Annotated in this window: 13 protein-coding genes; 9 read left to right on the top strand and 4 right to left on the bottom strand. The window is 66.2% G+C overall.

Annotation, left to right across the window (positions count from 1 at the left end; translation table 11 throughout):
* Positions 1–25: 25 nt before the first annotated feature.
* The 6 genes from K2F54_RS05645 to K2F54_RS05615 all read left to right on the top strand — a co-directional run bounded on the left by K2F54_RS05645 (position 26) and on the right by K2F54_RS05615 (position 8,681).
* Entirely contained in the window at positions 26–1,420 is a 1,395-nt protein-coding gene (locus tag K2F54_RS05645) for a glycosyltransferase family 4 protein (protein WP_220604873.1), read from the top strand.
* Positions 1,417–2,628 carry a rhamnosyltransferase WsaF family glycosyltransferase gene (locus K2F54_RS05640; protein WP_220604872.1) on the top strand — a complete coding sequence of 404 codons (1,212 nt, stop codon included), beginning with the start codon at positions 1,417–1,419 and terminating at the stop codon, positions 2,626–2,628. Before K2F54_RS05645 ends, K2F54_RS05640 begins: the two co-directional genes overlap by 4 nt.
* Positions 2,625–5,573: an acyl-CoA ligase (AMP-forming), exosortase A system-associated gene (locus K2F54_RS19060; RefSeq protein ID WP_255576733.1), complete on the top strand. Its 2,949-nt coding sequence runs from the start codon at positions 2,625–2,627 to the stop codon at positions 5,571–5,573. Before K2F54_RS05640 ends, K2F54_RS19060 begins: the two co-directional genes overlap by 4 nt.
* Positions 5,560–6,786 (top strand): pyridoxal-dependent decarboxylase, exosortase A system-associated, encoded by a 1,227-nt coding sequence (locus K2F54_RS05625; protein WP_220604871.1) that lies wholly within the window; start codon positions 5,560–5,562, stop codon positions 6,784–6,786. The genes K2F54_RS19060 and K2F54_RS05625 overlap by 14 nt, the downstream gene beginning before the upstream one ends.
* A gap of 49 nt (positions 6,787–6,835) precedes the next feature.
* Positions 6,836–7,108, top strand: a complete 273-nt coding sequence (locus K2F54_RS05620; protein ID WP_220604870.1) for an acyl carrier protein — start codon at positions 6,836–6,838, stop codon at positions 7,106–7,108.
* A gap of 148 nt (positions 7,109–7,256) precedes the next feature.
* A complete protein-coding gene (locus tag K2F54_RS05615) occupies positions 7,257–8,681 on the top strand; it encodes a DUF4082 domain-containing protein (protein ID WP_220604869.1) in 1,425 nt (474 codons plus the stop codon).
* A gap of 94 nt (positions 8,682–8,775) precedes the next feature.
* Here the strand turns inward: K2F54_RS05615 and K2F54_RS05610 are convergent, their stop codons facing one another.
* Complete coding sequence (locus K2F54_RS05610) at positions 8,776–9,642, bottom strand: hypothetical protein (protein ID WP_220604868.1); 867 nt, start codon at positions 9,640–9,642, stop codon at positions 8,776–8,778.
* A 95-nt stretch (positions 9,643–9,737) separates the two neighbouring features.
* Between K2F54_RS05610 and K2F54_RS05605 the strand changes: the two genes are divergently transcribed.
* Positions 9,738–10,613: a glycosyltransferase gene (locus K2F54_RS05605; RefSeq protein WP_220604867.1), complete on the top strand. Its 876-nt coding sequence runs from the start codon at positions 9,738–9,740 to the stop codon at positions 10,611–10,613.
* The gene (locus K2F54_RS05600) at positions 10,610–11,263 is read left to right on the top strand and encodes a polysaccharide deacetylase family protein (RefSeq protein WP_220604866.1); all 654 of its coding nucleotides are present in this window, start codon (positions 10,610–10,612) and stop codon (positions 11,261–11,263) included. The genes K2F54_RS05605 and K2F54_RS05600 overlap by 4 nt, the downstream gene beginning before the upstream one ends.
* A gap of 5 nt (positions 11,264–11,268) precedes the next feature.
* On the opposite strand, the gene K2F54_RS05595 is transcribed toward K2F54_RS05600, so the two are convergent.
* Positions 11,269–12,321 carry a glycosyltransferase family 2 protein gene (locus tag K2F54_RS05595; protein ID WP_255576732.1) on the bottom strand — a complete coding sequence of 351 codons (1,053 nt, stop codon included), beginning with the start codon at positions 12,319–12,321 and terminating at the stop codon, positions 11,269–11,271.
* A gap of 93 nt (positions 12,322–12,414) precedes the next feature.
* Here K2F54_RS05595 and K2F54_RS19425 point away from each other — a divergent pair, with 93 nt between their 5' ends.
* A complete protein-coding gene (locus K2F54_RS19425; protein WP_220604864.1) occupies positions 12,415–18,216 on the top strand; it encodes a DUF4082 domain-containing protein in 5,802 nt (1,933 codons plus the stop codon).
* A gap of 57 nt (positions 18,217–18,273) precedes the next feature.
* On the opposite strand, the gene K2F54_RS05585 is transcribed toward K2F54_RS19425, so the two are convergent.
* Entirely contained in the window at positions 18,274–19,290 is a 1,017-nt protein-coding gene (locus K2F54_RS05585; RefSeq protein ID WP_220604863.1) for a TolB-like translocation protein, read from the bottom strand.
* Positions 19,287–20,567, bottom strand: coding sequence for an MFS transporter (locus K2F54_RS05580; protein ID WP_220604862.1), 1,281 nt, complete (start codon positions 20,565–20,567; stop codon positions 19,287–19,289). Before K2F54_RS05580 ends, K2F54_RS05585 begins: the two co-directional genes overlap by 4 nt.

Here is a 20,567-nt window from a genome sequence, read left to right as displayed (position 1 = left end):
TGTGGTGGTCGCTCGTCTGAGCGCCGTGCTGTTCGGTATCGTCACGGGGGCGACCGGACTGCTGCCACCTCGTATCCGGTACGGCTATGTGCACCGGCTCACCAGAGGCGTGCTGCGCACGACGCTCCCTGCCGTTCGTGCAGATGGTCCCGACACGGCTACTGCCGTCGCCACACACGTCACTCGTCCGGGAACTCTCAGCTGCGTCCTCGCGGTGGACGCACTGGACACCGGAGGAATCGGTTCTGTCGTGGAGGTGCTTGCCACGAGGCTTCCGGCGCGGGGCATCACTCCGACGGTCGTCTGTTTCGGCGAAGGAATACGTGTGCAACGTCTCCGTGGACTGGGCATCGACGTGCGTCCCGTCTCCGACCTGGCCTCCGCTCGCGCGGTGTTCGACGAACTTCGTCCACACGTGATCCAGCTTCACAGCGCACCGTCCTTCCTCGAAGTCGCCGCGTCGACGAGCCAGGTCCCCCTCGTTGTTGTGCTGCACAACACCGAGATCCACTTTTCTCGGGCCAGGTGGCAACGGGTGGCAGAACTGCTCTGGCGGTCGGAGTTCTCGATTGCCGTCAGCGACTTGGTGCGCAGCTTCCATCTGGAGCACCTGCCAGGCGTGCTTCACTCGCGAGTCGTGGTGGTTCCCAACGCCGCTCCTGGCCAGCCCGCTCCAGACCAGCACCGGCGCCAGGCGTCCCGCGAAATCCTGGAAACGGCGCTCGACTGTCGTTTCAACGACGATGTCATCTTCCTGTGCCTGGCCCGCTATGACGCGCAGAAGAACATCGCCGGCACAGTGGCGTCGTTCCTGGCCTGCGTGTCGGCCGGCGTGCCGGCGCAGCTCGTGGTTGCGGGCGAACCGTCCGACTGGGTCGAATTCCACAGATCCGACGCTATTCGACGCGCCAGTCGTTCTGCGGATCGGGTACATTTTCTCGCTGCCTCAGACCCGCCCACATTGCTGGCCGGCGCAGATGCGTTCTTGCTCAACTCGTTCTTCGAGGGATGGCCTGTTGCCGCGACGGAAGCGTGGACGACGGGGCTCCCGCTGGTTCTGAGCGACGTCGGAGGGGCGAGAGAACTCGTTGAGCGCGATCCAGGCCGATCGATTCTCATCTCCAATGCGACGGGTGAAGCGTCCGGGGTGACCGACACCCGCGTTGAACGTGCGCGCCGGAGGGCGAGACACCAATCCAACTCACCCGAACTCGGCGACGCCATCCGATCCGTCGTCGGCACCGTGCGGCGGGAACGGGTCGAGAGCCCCGCATCGCAGCCCGCGGCTGACGGTGTCGCCGTCATGATCAGCGAGCACGCGCAGGTGTTGAGGGATGCGGCTCAGCGCCGTCCCCCACGAGGTACGACCCGACCGGGTCGGTTGTCCGATGGTGAAATGAAAGGGACGGTCACAACATGAGCCGAGGTGCAGCACTTCTCGGGAAGACCCGCAGAGCGTTCGCCGTTGGGTCGTCCGGCATCGCGCAACGTATCGCGCAGCGTGCCTATGAACGAACGGGCGCGGCAGATCTATCCTTCAATCTCGACTTGGATGACCTCCTGGTCGATGTTCCGATCGATCTCCCCGTGCCCTCTGCGCGTCCAGAGCCGGGACGCCCGCTCCGCATCGGGTGGGTGACGACACCGCCGGCCGCTGGGTCGGGTGGCCACACCACCGTGTTCCGGATCATCGAGTCGCTGGAGGCCGCGGGACACCAGTGTGTGCTCTTCCTCTATGACAAGCACGACCTCGACGTCGCGCGCTTACGTGCGGTCGTCCGCGAGAACTGGCCGCTCGTCCACGCCGACGTGCGGGATGCGCGAGCTGGCATCGCTGGCGTGGATGCAGTCGTCGCCACGTCGTGGGAAACCGCGCACGTGATCGTCAAGTACGCGACAGCTCCTCTACGACGGCTGTACTTCATCCAGGATTATGAACCGTTCTTCTACGGTCATGGTGCCGAGTACGCCCTCGCCGCCATGACCTACCGGCTGCCGTTTCGTCGCATCGCCCTGGGCGAGACTCTCCACGGGATGCTTCGAGAGCAGACCGGGTTGCCCAGTGACGTCGTGCCGTTCGGATGCGACGCAGCCGTCTATCACCTGCCTCCTGCGGACACCGTGCGGAGCGGAATCGTCTTCTATTCCCGACCCGACACCCCGCGGCGAGGTTACCAACTGGCCTGTATCGCGCTCACGTTATTTCACCAACGACATCCCGAGCAGGAGATTCACGTGTACGGAGCCGCACCACGAGGACTGAGAATTCCCGTCACCTTCCACGGCCGATTGCCGACATCCGCCTTGAACGATCTGTACGGGCGGACCATCGCCGGACTTGCGATGTCGTTCACCAACGTCACGCTTGTCGCTGAGGAGATGTTGGCTGCGGGAAATATCCCGATCGTCAACGACTTCCCCCTCGCGCGCCGCACGTTGCCCAACCCCCACGTCAGCTGGGCCGAGCCGACTGCTGCGGCGCTAGCGGAGGCGCTCAGCGCCGCTGTCGCCGCCGATGACCCCGATGGCCGCGCAGCGGAGGCCGCTGCCTCCGTCATCGGACGGTCGTGGAAACCGACCCAAGACGCCGTTGTCCGCATCATCGTCGAGGAGGTGATGGGCGCATGAAGGCAGCACCCGCCCAGTCCCCGCACGTGCTCATCATCGTCGAGAACCTTCCCGTACCGCTGGATCGACGGGTGTGGCTGGAGTGCCAGGCCCTGATCGAGCACGGGTACCGGGTGAGCGTGATCTGCCCCAAAGGGCCGGGGGACCCCGCGCGCCAACACCTTGACGGGGTGGATATCTACAAGTACAAGCCCGCGCCTGAGGCTGACGGCACGCTCGGGTTCGTTCGCGAGTTCGCCTACAGCTGGTTGCGTACCGCGTGGCTGACGCTGTCTGTCCGCCGGAAGGGACGCTTTGACATCATCCAGGCCTGCAATCCCCCCGACAGCTATTGGCTGTTGGCCCTGTTCTGGCGGCCACTCAAGGTTGCCTTCGTCTTCGACCACCACGACCTGAACCCCGAACTGTTCATCTCGCGGTTCGGTGAGGCGCGCGGCCTGCTCAAGACCCTGGAGTACCGCGGGTTGGTCTGGTTGGAACGCGCCACGTTCCGCAGCGCGGATCGGGTGATCTCGACGAACGAGTCCTACAAGGCGATCGCAGTGAAGCGCGGCGGACGCCGCCCCTCCGAGGTGACCGTGGTGCGCAGTGGCCCTGACACCCGTCGCATGCGCCCGATCTACCCCGACCATCCTCGGGCCGCCGGCGAGATCAACCTGGTGTACCTCGGAATCATGGGACCCCAGGACGGGGTCGATCAGGTTCTGCTGGTCGTCGACGAGCTCGTGCACCGCAGAGGGCGAACGAACATCACCGTCACACTCCTCGGATTCGGGGATTGCCTGGAAGACCTGATCAGACAATCGACAGCGATGGGACTCGACGACCACGTGACCTTCACCGGCAGGGTGGACAAGGTCGCAATCGCCGAGCACCTCAGTCGGGCAGACATCGGGTTGTGCCCCGACCTGAAGACGCCACTCAACGACGTGTCGACGATGAACAAGACCATGGAGTACATGGCGTATGGACTGCCCGCCGTCTCCTTCGACCTGGTCGAGACCCGCGTCTCCGGCGCAGACGCCTTGTTGTATGTGCCGTCCGGAGATATCGCGGGGTTCGCTGATGCGGTCGAATCTCTGATCGACGACCCGGCACTGCGAGCGACACTGGGCAGGCGTGCCCGCACCAGGGTTGAGACGCTTCTCGATTGGCGGCCCCAGGCCGAGGCGTACCTGTCGGTGTACGACGGCCTGTCCGGACTCGCGCAGCGGCCTCTGCGCCTGACCAACCCCGACGACGGGCTGAACGCCGACCGGGACCCCGAGGGGCGTCTCTATGTCGACCTCAACGATGCCGAGGAGTTTGATCGTTTCCTTCGGCATCGCAGCGCACGAATTGAATGGAGCGAGACGATGATGCCCGCCAGAACCAGCCTCCATCACCTGCTCAGTCAGGCGGCCACCACCACCCCGGATGCCCCGGCGCTGACGTATGGTGACACCACGCTCAGCTACTCGGCGACCTGGCAGATGTCCAGATCCGCGGCAGCGCAATTGCTCGCGCTGGGCCTGGAACCGGGCGATCGGGTAGCGATCTACCTGGAGAAACGGCTGGAAACGGTGGCGTCGATCTTCGCCGTGTCCGCCGCCGGGGGTGTGTTCGTCCCGATCAACCACGTGCTCAAGCCGGCACAGGTCGGCCACATTCTGCGCGATAGCGGTGCGCGGGTTCTGGTCACGTCCTCTGATCGGCTCGTTCAACTCGCTGAGGCGTTGCCAGATACGCAGGTGACGCAGGTGATCACGGTGGATGACACTGTCCATGAGTCAGACACGACCTGGCAGGTCCACAGCTGGGCGGCGGGACAGACCGCTGCGGGACACCCGCTCCGGGCGCCGACGATTGACATCGACCCCGCGGCGATCCTGTACACCTCGGGGAGTACCGGCCCGCCGAAAGGCGTCGTGCTGAGCCACCGAAACCTGATCGTCGGGGCTGAAAGCGTGAGCACCTACCTGGAGAACACGAGTTCGGACGTCATCCTCAGCGTTCTGCCGCTCAGTTTCGACGCCGGCCTGAGCCAGGTGACCACGGCATTTTCCGTCGGTGCGCAGTGCGTCCTCATGAATTACCTGTTGCCGCGGGAGGTCCCCCAACTCTGCGCCAAACACGGCGTCACCGGTCTCACCTGCGTGCCGCCATTGTGGCTGGCGCTGGCAGACCTGAACTGGCCGAAGGCCGCCACACAGCGAATGCGGTACTGGGCGAACACAGGAGGACGGATGCCCCGGGCGACCCTCGACCGACTCCGCACGACGTTCCCCACTGCCGCTCCCTTCCTTATGTACGGCCTCACTGAAGCGTTCCGTTCGACCTACCTGGATCCATCCGAGGTCGATCGGCGTCCGGACTCGATAGGCAAAGCTATCCCGAACGCGGAAATCCTCGTCCTCCGTCCGGACGGAACGCCGTGTGCGCCTGGAGAGCACGGAGAACTCGTGCACCGTGGCGCTCTCGTGGCCCTCGGGTACTGGAATGACCCCGTCCGCACGGATGAACGGTATCGGCCTGTGCGCCATCTCGAGCAGGAGTGGCGGGCACCCGAGCGGGCGGTCTGGTCCGGAGACACCGTCGTCGCCGACGAAGAGGGCTTCCTCTATTTTGTGGGTCGCAGCGACGACATGATCAAGACGTCCGGGTATCGGGTGAGCCCGAGCGAGATCGAGGAAGCAGCTCACGCGACCGGTCTCGTACGAGACGCGGTCGCCCTCGGGGTGGAGGACCCGGCTCGAGGGCAGAGGATCGTCCTGCTCGTCACGTCCGGCGCTGCCGCGCTCGACATCGACGTGCTGATGGCAGCCCTGAAACGAGCATTGCCGCTCTACATGGTGCCATCGCGTATCGTCCTCCGTGACGAACTGCACCGTTCTCCGAACGGCAAGTATGACCGCCACCGGCTTCTCTCCGACCTCGCGGAGGAGGTGCCCGATGAAGCCGCATGAGCACGCAGCGACTTTCGGCAGCACGAACGGTGAGCTCAGGCTCGGTGGCCTGCCCCTCTCCAGGCTGGCGGCCCGGGTAGGGTCGACGCCGTTCTTCGCCTACGACCGCGGCCTGCTCGACCAACGCGTCGATCGGCTCCGAGCGGTGCTGCCAGACAGGGTGGAGCTGAGTTTTGCGATGAAGGCGAATCCGATGCCCGCGGTTGTGCAACATCTGGCACGCCGGGTGGACCGGCTGGACGTTGCCTCGGGGCTCGAAATGCAAACGGCCCTGGATACGTCCGTCGGTGCAGACCGGATCAGTTTCGCCGGTCCGGGCAAGACGGCCGCGGAAATTCGGCAGGCCGTCGCTGCCGGAATACTCGTCGAGGTCGAGTCGGCCACCGAGTTTCGCCGGGTACTCGCCGCCGGCGACGATCTCGGACTGGAGCCGACGGTCGCCGTGCGGGTGAACCCTGACTTCGCGGTGAAGGGATCGGGAATGCGGATGGGGGGCGGACCGCAACAGTTCGGAATCGACGCTGAGCTTGTACCCGCGCTGCTGCGCGAATATGCCACGGCCGGCGCGGACGTTCTCGGATTTCACGTGTTCGCGGGCTCACAGAACCTGGACGCCGACATCCTCGCAGAGGCACAGCGGCGCACCGTCGACGTGGTCAGCGACCTCGCCGAGCACCTCATCTCCCCTCTGCGGTACCTCAACTTGGGTGGTGGCTTCGGAATACCGTACGTCGAGCGAGACCGGCCGCTCGATCTCGAGCGTGTCGGAGCGACGCTGCTGGAGCTGGTGGAAGGACCGATCGTCGAACGAATGCCCGAGGCGCGCCCGGTACTGGAACTCGGTCGATACCTCGTCGGGGAGTGTGGGGTGTACGTCACCAGGGTCGTCGATCGAAAGGTGTCCCGCGGCACGACCTTCCTGGTCGTCGACGGCGGAATGCACCACCAGCTTGCTGCCTCCGGCAACTTCGGTCAGGCCATCCGCCGCAACTATCCGGTGACTGTCGGAAACCGCATCGACGGTGCACCCGGCGGTGCTGTCACTGTCGTGGGATGCCTGTGCACTCCGCTCGACGTGCTGGCAAAGGACGTCGAGCTTCCCCCCGCCGACGTCGATGACCTCATCGTGATCTTTCAGGCCGGGGCCTACGGACTCACGGCCAGCCCGACCGCTTTCCTCGGGCATCCCGCACCGCCGGAGATTCTCGTCTGAGCGTGGGACCTTTCTCGTCGCTCCACCCGTCCAACCACAAGGAGTAATGATGACCGACACCCTGAACACCGACACCCTGAACGCTGTGCGCACCGTACTGATTGAGTCGCTCGAGTTGCGTCAACGACCGGAGGATTTGCGGGAGGAGACCGCCCTCTTCGGTGCCCTGCCGGAACTCGACTCGTTCGGCGTCGTCAGTCTTGTGGCGTCCATCGAGGACCGTTTTGACATCACCGTTGACGACGATGAATTCGGCGCAGACATATTCGAGACTGTGGGCAGCTTGACTGGATATGTGGCTGCAAAACTCGCGGCAGCCTAGCCGCGTGCGTCCGACGGCAAACGACGGTTTCGCTTGACGTAGCGGGATGCGCCGTGCTTAAGGTTGTGCCTGTGCCCCGAACGGGGGTAACACACACAATCCATGGCCGAACACTTTTCGTGTTCGACACAAGATTTAGGAAACACATATGTACCCCCTAGGAGGTCCGGCGAGCCAAATCGCCAGCACGCCCCGCAGCTTGTCACCCCGCGGCCGCATCGCGGTCGTACTGTCGATGCTGCTTGCGCTTCTACTGGCGGCCAGCCAGTGGGCAGTCAGCCCCGCGGGTGCCGCCACCAGCACGATCTTCGGCACCTCGACGCCGTCCTCCCTCGTGCAGCACACGGATAGCCAGGCTGTGGAGGTCGGGACTCGCTTCACGGCGCGCTCGAACGGAACGGCGACTGCCATGCGATTCTGGAAGACCCAGGATGCCGGCGGGACTCACACCGGAACGCTGTGGAGCGCGCAGGGCGCAAAGCTCGCCGGGGCGACCTTCTCCACTGCCTCCGGTTCCGGCTGGCAGTCAGCCAAATTCGACCGAGCGGTCGCGTTGAAAGCCGGTCAGACCTACACGGTCTCGTACCAGGCCCCGAAGGGACGGTACGCGGCCACCCAGAACTACACAGGCAAGTCGCTCTCACCCGATCTGGCCATCGCGGCCGGGGCCGGCGTCTTCAGGTACGGGGCGACATCGCAGGTGCCCACCGGGACCTACCGAAACAGCATGTACTGGGTCGACGTCGAGTTCGCCCCCACCGCAGTCGCTCCGGCACCGCAGCCCACCACGGCGCCGTCACCTGTCCCAGCACCCGGAGCTTTCCCGGACGCAAGCACCACCGGCCCGCCTGCCGGCACCACGCTGAAGCCGTCTGGTGGAGTCACGATCACGACGAATGGCGCCGTCTACGACGGCTACAAGTTCTCCGGCGACATCATGATCCGGGCCAACAATGTCACCATCCGCAACTCCGTCGTCGATGGCCGGATTGCAATTCGCCCGCCATACACCGGGCTTCAGGTGCAGCGCACGGAGATCGTCGGGCCGGGCCCAGGGTACGCGACCAAGTACCCCGCTATCGGGTTCGCCAATTTCAGTTGTGACGCCTGTGACATTCACGGGTGGGGCGATGGCGCCATGATGGACAACAACGTGACGGTCAAGAACTCCTGGATCCACGACATCGCCGTGTCGGGCGGCTCGCACAACCAGGCCATTCTGAGCCTGGGAGGGTCGAACTACAACATCCTCAACAACCGTCTGGACGCCGGGCCGGATGCCAACTTCACGGCGTCCCTCTCCTTCCTGAACCAGTGGGGGGCGTTCACGAACACCCTGGTGCAGGGAAACCTCTTCAACGGAGGCGGATACTGCGTCTACGCCGGCGGTGAGGCCAAGGGCAATGCCGCCCGGCCATCCTCGAACGTCCGGTTCCTGGACAACACCTTCGGCAAGTCCCTGCACCAGAAGTGCGGCTTCTACGGGCCGGTGACTGCTTTCGACCCGTCGGGTGCGGGGAACCAGTGGCAAGGCAACCGCTGGGAGGACGGTAAGTCAGTACCCGCAGGCTAGCCGGCACTGGGCTGTAACCGAGCCGCACTGGCCTTGCGCGATGGAGACGGGATTCCCGTCTCCGTTCGCGCAAGGCCAGTGCGGCGTCTGGTCGTCACCACTCGAGCAGCGTCAGTTCGCTGTAGAGGTAGTCGATGGCGTCACCCGGTACCGCCGTGCCGCGGAACATCTTGGCCCGAGGACGTGTCATGTCGATACCGAGGCCCGGCACGAAGCCGAGTACCCGACGCTCCGCCAGGGTCGCCACAGTCCCCTGGCGGAGGAGCAGATGCGAGCCGACCTGTGGCCACGCCGACTGCAGCAATGCCCGGCTCCCGCCGACATACAGCGGTGAGGAGAAGAGCGGAAGGCGTTTGCGGCGGTCCTTCCGCACGACGAGGTAGGAGTAGCCGCCGTCTCTGATCACCACTATGTGGTGAGCGGCCGGTGCGCCCAGATGATCACGGTAGACCCGGGCGTCCGTGCCGGTCAGGACCCCCGCCACGACGGAGGGTTCGGCTGAAACCGTGAGGCCACGGCGCGGAAGGCTGGGCAGGTTGGGGACCACTCTGGTCGTGGTGTCGAGTGCGGTGAAGCCGAGCCTCTCGTTCACTGCTACGACATTTCCGCTCGGCGAGAAGTCGGTGAACTCGAAGCCCTTCTGGGCGAGGATCGCCCGCAGTAGGCGGACGCTGTGCGCGCGATAGTCCTCGAGAACGCAGAACGCTGCGAGATTGCAGAACCTGTGCACTGTCCCGTCGAGGACACGTTCGGAGTACACCGCCGCATAGACCCCGACGATCCTGCCGCCCACGACGAGGTGGTAGCCGAGATTGGGTGATTCCGCATACCAGGGTGGAGAAAGGACGCCGTGCCACGCCTCGGCGCTCACCCGTGAGTTGAGGTGCTGGTGCAGAAAGAGCGAGACCGCGTTGGCATCGTTTTCCCCGGTGGGGCGGACAACCACTTTCTCCCGATCCATGAGCCGATAGTACGGCACACGAGTCGGGCGCAGCGGGGTATTGTGCCGGCACAGGCGCTCAGGCCGTCTCGCAGTCTCCCACCGAAAGGACCCCCATGCTGAGCATCGTGATCTCCGCCCACAACGAGGAACACGTGATTTCCAGGAGTCTCGACGCATTGCTCAGCCAGGAGACGCCCGTGCCCATCGAAGTCATCGTGAGTGCCAACGGCTGCACCGACCGCACGGTGGAGAGGGCTACTCGCCCCGGCGTCGTGGTGATTGATCGCCAGGAGCCGGGCAAGGCCGCGGCGCTCAACGCCGGTGACCGGGCGGCCAGCGGGTTCCCCAGGATTTACCTCGATGCCGACATCATCGTTCCGCGTGGTGGACTCGCCGCGGTCCTCGCCCGTTTCGCCGAAACCTCTCACGCGCAAGCCGTGGTGCCCCGGCGGCGTCTGGATACGGCAGGACGGCCTTGGTCAGTCCGGGCATATTTGTCGATCCACGAGCGGTTGCCGGCTTTCCGGACCGGGTTGTTCGGACGGGGGATGATCGCCCTGTCTGCAGAAGGGCGCGCCCGGTTCGACGCCTTCCCGGACATGATCGCCGACGACCTGTTCCTGGACGCCCTGTTCACCACTGCGGAGAAGGTCGAAGAGAGCAGCGTTGTGGTCGTGGTCGCCGCACCGTTCGCGACGGTAGATCTGGTGCGCCGGCTGGTTCGCGTGCGGCGGGGCAACGCCCAGATGCGGGCAGGCGCGATGGGTGGACGGATCGGTGTCCGAGTCCGGCCCGCAGACCGCTGGAGCTGGTTGCGTGACGTCGTGCTGCCCAACCCCCGGCTGCTGCCTGCCGCCGTTCCGTACGTGGTGATCACCGTGATCGCCGGCCTGCTCGCGCGGCGAACGGCGAAGCCGGGTGCCGGGTGGGGGCGTGACGAGAGCACGCGTCGGACGCGGCCTTCGGCGACGAACGGTGCATCGGCATGATCATCAATCTCTGCTTCCACGGCATCGGAACCATCGAGCGCGAGCGGGAGGTAGGAGAGGCCCGCTATTGGGTGACCGAGGAACGCTTCCTCCGCATCCTGGACGAGGCGCGCGAGAGCCCCAAGGTGCGACTCAGCTTCGACGATGGCAACCGGTCAGACGTCGACGTCGCCTTTCCCGCCTTGCGAGAGCGCGGCCTACGCGCCTCATTCTTCGCGCTCGCCGGGCGGCTGGATGACCCGGCCAGCCTCGCAGCGTCCGACCTCCGTGACCTGCGCAAGGGCGGCATGGTGATCGGCAGCCACGGCTGGACACACGCTCCGCTGCGCGGGCTTGACGAGCAGGAGGCTCGCCGGGAGCTGGTCGATGCCCGCACGGCCCTTGCAGAGGCCAGCAACGGAACGATCGAGGAGGCGGCCCTCCCTCTCGGCCAGTACGACCGCCAATTGCTGGGACGACTCCGGCGGACGGGCTACCAAACTGTGTACACGAGTGATCGGCTCCCCGCGCGACCGAACGCCTGGCTTCAGGCACGGTACAGCGTGACCGCAGGGGACACCGTGGCATCGATTCGGTCGGTGATCACACACCGCCTGGGCGTCCGGGATGTGCGCAACCTGCTCGCGACCGGGGCCAAACGGATGCGTTGAGCCCCCTACCCGGGAAGGTACCCGGTGCTCGCGCCTAGCTGTGGGGGGCGCAACGAGGGCCGCAACAGCGCGCGCACGGTCGTCCAGGACTTGCGGTCGCCGAGGACGGCACGGCGGACCTCGACGAGTATCGTCATGCCGAAGTAGAGCCACGCTCGAAGGTCACCCGTGCGACGACGATAAATACGGACCCGGTTGAGCATCTGCATCGTGTGGGTCGTCGCGCTTTCACCGGACCCTCCGCCGACATGCATGGCACCCGCGCTCGGGGTGTAGACGGTGGTCCAGCCCGCGTCGCGAGCCCTAAGACTGAAATCGGTCTCCTCCGAGTACAGGAAATAGGACTCATCGAGGCCGTCCAAAGCATCGAAGCACCGACGGTCGACGAGGAGGATCGCGCCAACGGCCCAGTCGACCTCATGTTCGGTCTCGTACTCGCCCGGAATCTCGATGCGCTCGGCGAACACCGGCAGGCGGGTGAAGCTCAACCCGCCGACGCGGCCGAGCGTCGGCCCACGCCGCAGCGTGGGGGAGAGGCTTCCGTCTTCCTCGCGCACGCGCGGTGCGACCAGGCCGGCGCCGGGCCGTCGTCGGAGAACCGTGAGCATCTGTGGCACGGCGTCGGGGTCGAGCGTTGCATCGGGGTTGAGGATGAGGATCGCCGGAGCTTGGGGTGACGCACGCACGGCACGATTGATACCGGCCGCGTACCCGTCATTCGAGGCCTGGACGACATCGCAGTCCGATCGATCAGCCAACAGGTCCGGCGTGCCGTCGGTCGACCCATTGTCGACCACCACAACCGAATAGGTCAGGTTTCCGAACGCGTCGGGAAGACTGTCGAGAAGTGCGCCCACGTGTCGGGTGCTGTTGTACGTGACGACCACCGCGGCGACGTCGACTACATCCAAGAGGGTGTTCCTTCCGGGGCGATGCCTCACTGGTCCTGTGGCGACCGTATCCTCATTCGCATTCGTCCGATGTGGCCACTTCGGGGGTGGTCGGCGTGACCCGATTGGGGGGTGTGCGGGGACTGGTTTGAATTGAGGAATGCTCATACATTCTCATTATCCGAATGCGAGCCGCATGACTTGTGCCCTAGGTTGTGTGACCTTCTCGCCAGCACACGACGTTAGCGGCGGGACACAACGATGGCGGCACATCAGAACACCCAGAGTCACGGTCAACCGGCCTGGCGCCGAAGCCGCGTCGCTGTTGCCGTCGCCCTTATTGCCGCCATGGTCTTCACCGGGCTCAGTGCCTCGCCCGGCGCTGCGGATGCGGCGAGCGGATGCCGAGCGGCGGTGAACCCGGTCGCCTGCGAAAATGCCAAACCTGGAACGAACCCCAACACCTGGCAGATCAGCGGCGCCGGCGACCCCAGCATTCAGGGTTTCGGCACCGACATCTCCGTTGAGAACGGCGAAACTATCGGCTTCAAGATCGACACCAACGCCGCGAACTACAGCATCGACATCTACCGCACCGGCTGGTACCAGGGCCTGGGAGCACGCAAGGTGGCGTCCGTCACGCCTTCGGCCACCCTGCCGCAGAACCAGCCCGAGTGCCTGTCAGACCTGGCCACCGAACTCTACGACTGCGGCAACTGGGGCGTCTCGGCGAGCTGGCTGGTTCCGGACGACGCGGTCTCCGGCGTCTACGTTGCGCTGCTGCGCCGAGCAGACACCGGCGGCGAGAGCCACATCATCTTCATCGTGCGTGACCAGACCTCACAGTCGGACGTGCTGTTTCAGACCTCCGACCCCACCTGGCAGGCGTACAACTCGTACGGTGGCTCCAATTTCTACCAGGGGGCGGACAACGGGCGGGCATACAAGATCAGCTACAACCGGCCGTTCGCAACCCGGGAGGGTGTGACCAAACGGGACTTCTACTTCAGCAGCGAGTACGCCCAGGTGCGCTTCATGGAGCGGAACGGCTATGACGTCAGCTACTTCAGCGGGGTCGACACCGACCGATTCGGTTCCCTCCTGGCCAACCACGAGGTGATTCTCTCCGTCGGCCATGACGAGTACTGGTCCGGCGCGCAGCGGGCCAATCTTTTCGCCGCCCGCGATGCCGGGGTCAACCTCCAGTTCCTGACCGGGAACACCGGGTATTGGCGCACCAGGTACGAGCCGTCAGCGGCGGGCGGGACGTCCACGAACTATCGCACCCTGGTTTCCTACAAGGAGACGTGGAGCAACGCCAAAGTCGACCCGTCACCGGAATGGACGGGTACCTGGCGGGACCCCCGGTTCGCGTCGCAGCAGGCCGGAGGCGGACTGCCAGAGAACGCCCTGACCGGCACAATGTACCAGGCGAATTTCAGTGACCTGCCCGTCACCGTCTCCGCCCAGGAGGGCAAGCGCAGGACGTGGCGGAACACCGCGCTCACCGCCCTGGCACCGGGAACGACGGCGGCGCTGGCACCCCACACTGTGGGCTACGAGTCCGAGGAAGACATCGACAACGGATTCCGGCCGGCCGGCCTCATCCATCTGTCGACAACTGTCGGCCCCACCCCCGAATACCTCGTCGACTACGGGAACACGGTCGTGCCCGGCTCGACAACGCACAATACGACCCTGTACAAGGCTCCCAGCGGAGCGCTCGTGTTCTCGGCTGGAAGCGTGCAGTGGGCCTGGGGTCTCGACGCCACCCATGACGGTAACGGCGCCCCGGCCGACCCCGACATGCAGCAGGCGCAGGTGAACCTCCTCGCCGACATGGGCGCCCAGCCGTCCACCCTCATGTCCGGACTTGACCCGGCGCAAAAAAGCACAGACACCACCGCTCCCTCCGCCCAGGTGACCTCACCGGTGACGAATTCCACCATTGCCGCAGGCACCCGCGTGACCGTGACCGGCACGGCCTCGGATGTCGGCGGCGTCGTGGCCGGGGTCGAGGTCTCCACCGATGGCGGCGCCACCTGGCGGATGGCCACCGGCACCACGTCGTGGTCGTTCAGCTACTACCAGACGGGCCTCGGCTCTGCGGGTATCCGGGCCAGGGCGATCGATGACAGCGCCAACTACCCGTCAACGCCTGCATCCGTGAACCTCGTCGTGACGGGTCCGACCGGGGTTCTCGGCCAGGAGGTTCCCGCTATCCAGAACTCGGGCGACACGACCGCTGTCGAGCTCGGTATGCGGTTCCGGCCCGAAACGAACGGCTTCGTCACCGGTGTGCGCTTCTTCAAGAGCGCCGCGAACGGGGGAACCCACACCGGCTCGCTGTGGACCAGCGCCGGCACCAGGCTCGCGACGGTGACGTTCTCCGCCGAGACCGCGACGGGGTGGCAGACGGCGAATTTCAGCACGGCAGTCACCGTGACGGCGGGCCAGGATTACGTCGTGTCCTACACCGCCCCACAGGGTCGCTACGCCATCGCCGAGTATTACTGGCCATACTCTGCCAAGAAGAGTTCACCCATCACCGTGCCGAGCGGCTTCACCGACCCCGCACCCGGCACCTTCGGCTCACCGGGAACGTTCCCCGACGACTCCTACCGGGACTCCAACTACTACGTCGATGTGCTCTTCGACGCCGTCGACACAACGCCCCTGACAGTTACGGGTCAATCTCCCGCACCCGATTCGACGTCGGTGCGCACCGACACGACGGTCACAGCCAGGCTCTCGGCCGACGTGGTGTCCTCATCGGTGGCCTTCACGGTTACGACCGCGGCCGGCGCCGGCGTCGCCGGAGGTACGACCTACGACGCGAGCACCCGCACAGCGGTGTTCACCCCCTCGGCGCCCCTGGCCGTCGGCACCTCCTACCTCGTCAAGCTGGCGGCCCTCGGCACGAACGGAGCAGCCATCACCGCGGGGGCCACCTGGTCCTTCAGCACGGCAACGACCGCTGCGGCGTGCCCGTGCTCGCTGTTCGATCCCGCCACGACACCGGTCATCGCGCAAGTGGATGACGATCCGGTCACCCTCGGCGTGCAGTTCACGGCCCGCACCGGCGGCGCCATCGCCGGGATGAAGTTCTACAAGGGCCCCGGCAACACCGGCGTGCACGTGGGGACCCTGTGGAGCAGCAGCGGCCAGGCACTGGCATCCGCGACATTCCTGGCGGAATCAGCGAGCGGGTGGCAAACCGTGTACTTCACCCAGCCCGTTACGGTCCAGGCCGGATCGAACTACACGGTCTCCTACCAGACCACGACCGGCAATTACTCGGCGACGATCGGCGCGTTCGCCTCGGGGTTCACGAACGGACCGCTGTCGGTGAGCCCCAACGCCGGGCGCTACACCTACGGAAGCGGATTCCCGACGTCGACATCGTCCACGAACTACTTGGTTGATGTCGTGTTCGTGACCGACGGGGTGATTCCGCCCCAGCCGGTGTCCGTCACCCTGGTCAGCCCCACCGCAAACCAGACCGCGGTGCCCCCGGCGAGCCTGGTGACCGCGGTCCTCTCCGCCAACCCGCCGTCGGGTACGGTGCCGCAGATCGGACTGTCGTCGGCGCTCGGGGCGGTGGCCGGTACGTCGAGCTACGCACCGTCCACCCGCACGATCACGTTCACGCCGGCCGCGGCTCTCGCGTGGTCGACCGCCTACACCGCGACAGTGTCGATCGCCGGGACCGTTCCCGCCGGAGGCACCTGGTCGTTCACCACGGCCGCGAACGTTCCCGCAGACGGCACGTTCACCCTCCTTGGCAATGAAACCCCCGCCGTCGCCTCCGACTCCGACACCGACGCCATAGAGCTGGGCATGGCCTTTGCCGTCTCACAACCGGGGGTTGTGACGGGAATCCGCTTCTACAAGGGGGCGGGCAACACCGGAACCCATGTCGGCTCACTGTGGTCGGCGGCCGGTGTCAAGCTCGCGTCCGTGACGTTCACCGGTGAAACGGCGACCGGATGGCAAACGGCCACCCTCGCCACCCCATACGCCCTGACACCGGGGGAGCGCTATGTCGTCTCCTATCTGGCGCCGGTGGGGCGCTACTCCAGCACGTCGAACTACTTCTCCATCCTCAGGAGCCAGGGCCCGCTGACGGCCGACACGGCGTCGAACGGGCGCTACCGCTACGGGTCGGGAGGCGGTTTCCCGACGGGGACCTACCAGGCGACGAACTACTTCGTCGACGTGCAGTTCCGCACCCAGGCGGCACCGCCACCGGCCCCGGCCACCGTGACGTCCACGAGCCCGGCATCATCCGCGACCGGGGTGAGCTCCACGGCGCCTGTCTCGGCCGTGCTCTCCGCGGGAACCCTGGCCCAGAACCCGACGCTGGCGCTTCAGGGGCCCGGGGGCGACGTTGCCGGAACATCGACCTTCGACACGGCTTCGCGCACCGTCACCTTCACGCCGGCGACCGCCCTCGCCGGAGCCACCCAGTACACGGCGACAGTGACCGTGGCGGGCACAGCGCCTGCGGGAGGAACATGGTCCTTCACGACCGCCGCCGCTCCAGCGCCGGACACCGAGTTCACCCTGCTCGGTACGACAACCCCCGAAACCAACTCCTTCAACGACGGAACCAGCGGCATCGAGCTCGGCATGGCGTTCACCGTCTCCCAACCCGGTTCAGTGACCGCGATCCGCTTCTATAAGGGCAGCGGAAACACGGGCACCCATACCGGCTCGTTGTGGTCGGCGTCGGGTACCCGGTTGGCAACGGTGACGTTCACCGGGGAGTCCGCCGGCGGATGGCAGACGGCCTCCCTCCCGACGGCGCTCACCCTGACACCGGGCACCCGCTACATCGTGTCGTACTACGCACCCGTCGGCAGATACTCCGCCACGGCGAACTACTTCGCCACACAGAGAACGAACGGTCCGATCATCGCCGATACCGTCTCCAACGGGCGATACCGCTACGGAGGGGGCGGCGTCATGCCCGCCTCGAGCTACCGAGCAACCAGCTACCTGGTCGACATCGTTTTCACCACCGCTGGAGCGCCAGCTGCTCGCTTCGCACCGGCTCCGACCGACACTGCGACACCCTCGCCGTCAGACGCCGCCACTCCCACTCCCACACCCACCCCCACCCCGAAAGTGACCCCCACACCCACACCGAAAGTGACCCCCACACCCACACCGAAAGTGACCCCCACACCCACACCGAAAGTGACCCCCACACCCACGCCGATTCCCACGCCCACGGCCCCTGCGAGACCGGAGGACATCACCACCCCGACGCCCGCACCTCGCCTGACTCCGACTCCGACTCCTACGGTAGAGCCGGCTCCCGCGACCCCGAGCGCCGATACGCTGTCCCCGGCATCCGATGCCACAGGCGTCAGCCCCACCGCCGTGGTCTCGGCGACGGTGGCCGGTGTGAGTACGGCCGCGATCACCGTCGCAGGCCCGGCCGGCGATGTGGTCGGTGAGTCGAGCTACGATCCGGTCACCGGCGTGGTCGACTTCACGCCGACAGCGCCCCTGGAGTGGTCGTCGGACTACAGGGTCGTGCTGACCGCGGGCGGGGTGGCCATCGAAGACTGGCGCTTCTCCACCACCGACACTCCCGCCATCCAGGAGTACGGAGCGTTCCTGCCCGGGTCATTCCTTCGCACCGCCGACGACGCGGACCTGCAGCTCGGCGCGCGCTTCAGTCCGACCGTCGATGGTTCGGTGTCCGGCGTCCGGGTCTACGTGGGCGCTGACGACGAGGGATCTCACACCGGATACCTGTGGAGTGCGGACGAGACGCTTCTCGCAACTGTCGCGTTCACCGGTGAAACCACCGACGGATGGCGCACCGGGGAGGTGAGCCCAGCGATCGAGCTCACCGGCCACGAAGAGTACCGCGTCACCGTCACCAGCTCGACCGGTCGATACGCACGGCTGCCGAACGGTTCGGCATCCCCGATCGTCAACGGGCTCCTGTCGTGGGACCCGTCAGCGGGCGTCTACGGCAACGGGTACCCGGATCAGGCCACGACGGACAGCTTCCTTGTCGACGTGATCTTCGCCACGACACCGTGACCGGTTTTCGGTCTGCGCCTACCTGGGCACGGGCGGGCCACAGGCCTCTCTCCCCGGTCACCGCACGATGGACGGCGACCACGCGTGGGAAAGGAAAACCGAGGGCCCGGTCGACCCGTCCGCTGACACCGACCAGACGTCGCTGTCGCCGGCCTCGTCCGCCCGGGCGAGGCCGTAGAGGAGGGTGTCGTTGTCCAGCCACTCGACCTGGTCGTCGACGTTGCGTTCTTCGGGCAGGATCGTCTCGGTTCCGGTCGCGAGATCCAGCACGGCGATCGACCACGTCGGGGCGCCGCCAGAGGACACCCTTTTTTTGTAAGCGATGCGCGCCCCGTCGGGCGACAGCGACGGGCATTCGGCGGTGTCCCTGATGGCGATCAGAGTTCTCGCGGTCAGATCCCCGCGTACCAGCCAGGTGCGGTTGGCTGATGCGGCCGTGGCGAAGAAGGTGTTGTCGTCATCGTCGAACGTGACGCCCCAGATGTTGCGGTCGGCAGCGGTGATCGGCACCCCGTCGACGCTCAGCGCGAAGTCCTCGAGATTGCCATAGTCCATGCTGCCGTCGGTCCGTGACACTGTCGTCATGGTGGCGAATCCGACGGTGGCGTACGACTCGCCGGTCACGAAAGACGTGACGGCGACCAGCCGCGAGTCGGTGGAGATGCGCGTGCGGCTGGGCACCCCGGCCAGGGGCCAGGAATCAGTTTCCCGGCCCGACGAGTCCAGCACAGTCGCATTGAAGGTCGTGACGACTCCTCGGTTGGTGTGCAGGCAGGACTGGACGTCGGCGGTCGCGTAGACACGGTCGCACGCCAGCCCGGTAACGGTGCGCACAGCCGACGGATCGGACAGGGGCACGGATGCGACCAGGCCGTAGCCGTCCCCACTGGCGGTATTGCGGAAGACCACCCGTGCTCCGGCCGGATGAACATCCGATGTGACGGACTGCGCCTCGCTGGGCGCCGAGGCGCGGTCGCGGTGATCAGCCCAGGCCCCGATGCCGTACCCCGCGGCACCGGCCAACAGAACGACGCCGATGGCGGTGACCAGCCAGACCCTGACGCGGCTGCTCATCGAGTCGGCTGCCGGGTGGCCACGGGTCGAAGGAGGATCGCCACGACGGGGATCACCGCCGCAAGCGCGACAGCCGCGGTAATCATCGCTTCCTCGCGCCCCAGCGTGAACCAGAGCAGTCCGAATCCGGTCGACGCGACCAGGCGGGCGAGGGCTACGACGGTCTGGGCGGCCGCAATGCCGCTGGCACGAGCCTCAACCGGTACGCACTCCGAGGCGAGGGCGGCAAGGATCCCGTCGGTCGCGGCGTAGAACGTTCCGAGCAGGGCCAGACACAGGATCGTCACCGGCGCGCCGGTGACGGGAAGGGCCGCGCACACGTAGGCGGCCAGCAGCGCGATGTGGCCGATGATGAAGATGCGCCCGCGCCCGAACCGATCGCCGAGCCGACCGAGCGGGATCGCCAGGAGGAGGAACGCGACGTTGGTTCCCACGTACAGGAGGGGGAACCACGCCGCAGCGAACGCCCCCCTGTTCTGCAGGACAAGGTAGATGAAACCGTCGCCGATCGTCAGGATGCCGAGAAGCCCGGCGCCGAGCAGCAGGCGGCGAAGCCGGGGATCGGCCAGCTGACGCCACCGGAAGCGCACTGCCGGCCGGCGCTCGGCGGCCCTGGCGGCCCGTTCGGCGCGCGGCCGCGTGTTGGGAACGAGGATGCCGAGGATGGCGAGACCCAGGATCGCGCAGGCCAGCGAGACCACGAAGATCGTGCTGTATCCGTCGGGGATGAAGAAGAGGATCACGAACGCCAACAGCGGGCCGACCGCCGCACCGACAGTGTCGAGCATCCGGTGAACGCCGAAGGAACGGCCGAGGTTCTCTGGGCTGGAGGAGGCCGTGATCAGTGCGTCCCGCGGTGCGGTGCGCACTCCCTTGCCGAGCCTGTCGATGGCGAGGACGCTGACGAGAGCGCCGAAACCCGAGGCGAACAGGAGGCCGATCCTGGCAATCGCGGAGACCCCGTATCCGAAGAAGGCTATCCATTTGGGCTGGTCACCGCGGTCGGCGGCCCAGCCGCCGGCAATGCGCACGAATGCGCTGATGCCCTGGTACAGCCCATCGATGAAGCCGTAGGCAACAGTTGACAGTCCGATCACTCCGGTGATGTAGAGCGGGAGAATCGCCGAGACGGACTCCGAGGAGATGTCGGTGAGCATGCTCACAATGCCCAGGCTGACGACGACCGAGGACACCTTGGCCGCCGATTTCGATCCTCCAGGAGTGAAAGTGTCCGGTGTGGTCCCGCGGCCATTGCGGTCAGAGAAGGAAATGTACAT

Origin of the sequence: Cryobacterium inferilacus, from assembly GCF_019599185.1 — a bacterium.
In the GTDB taxonomy this organism is placed as follows: domain Bacteria; phylum Actinomycetota; class Actinomycetes; order Actinomycetales; family Microbacteriaceae; genus Cryobacterium; species Cryobacterium inferilacus.
Note: the sequence above shows the minus strand (reverse complement) of the source record. Positions and strands in the feature narration are given on the sequence as shown.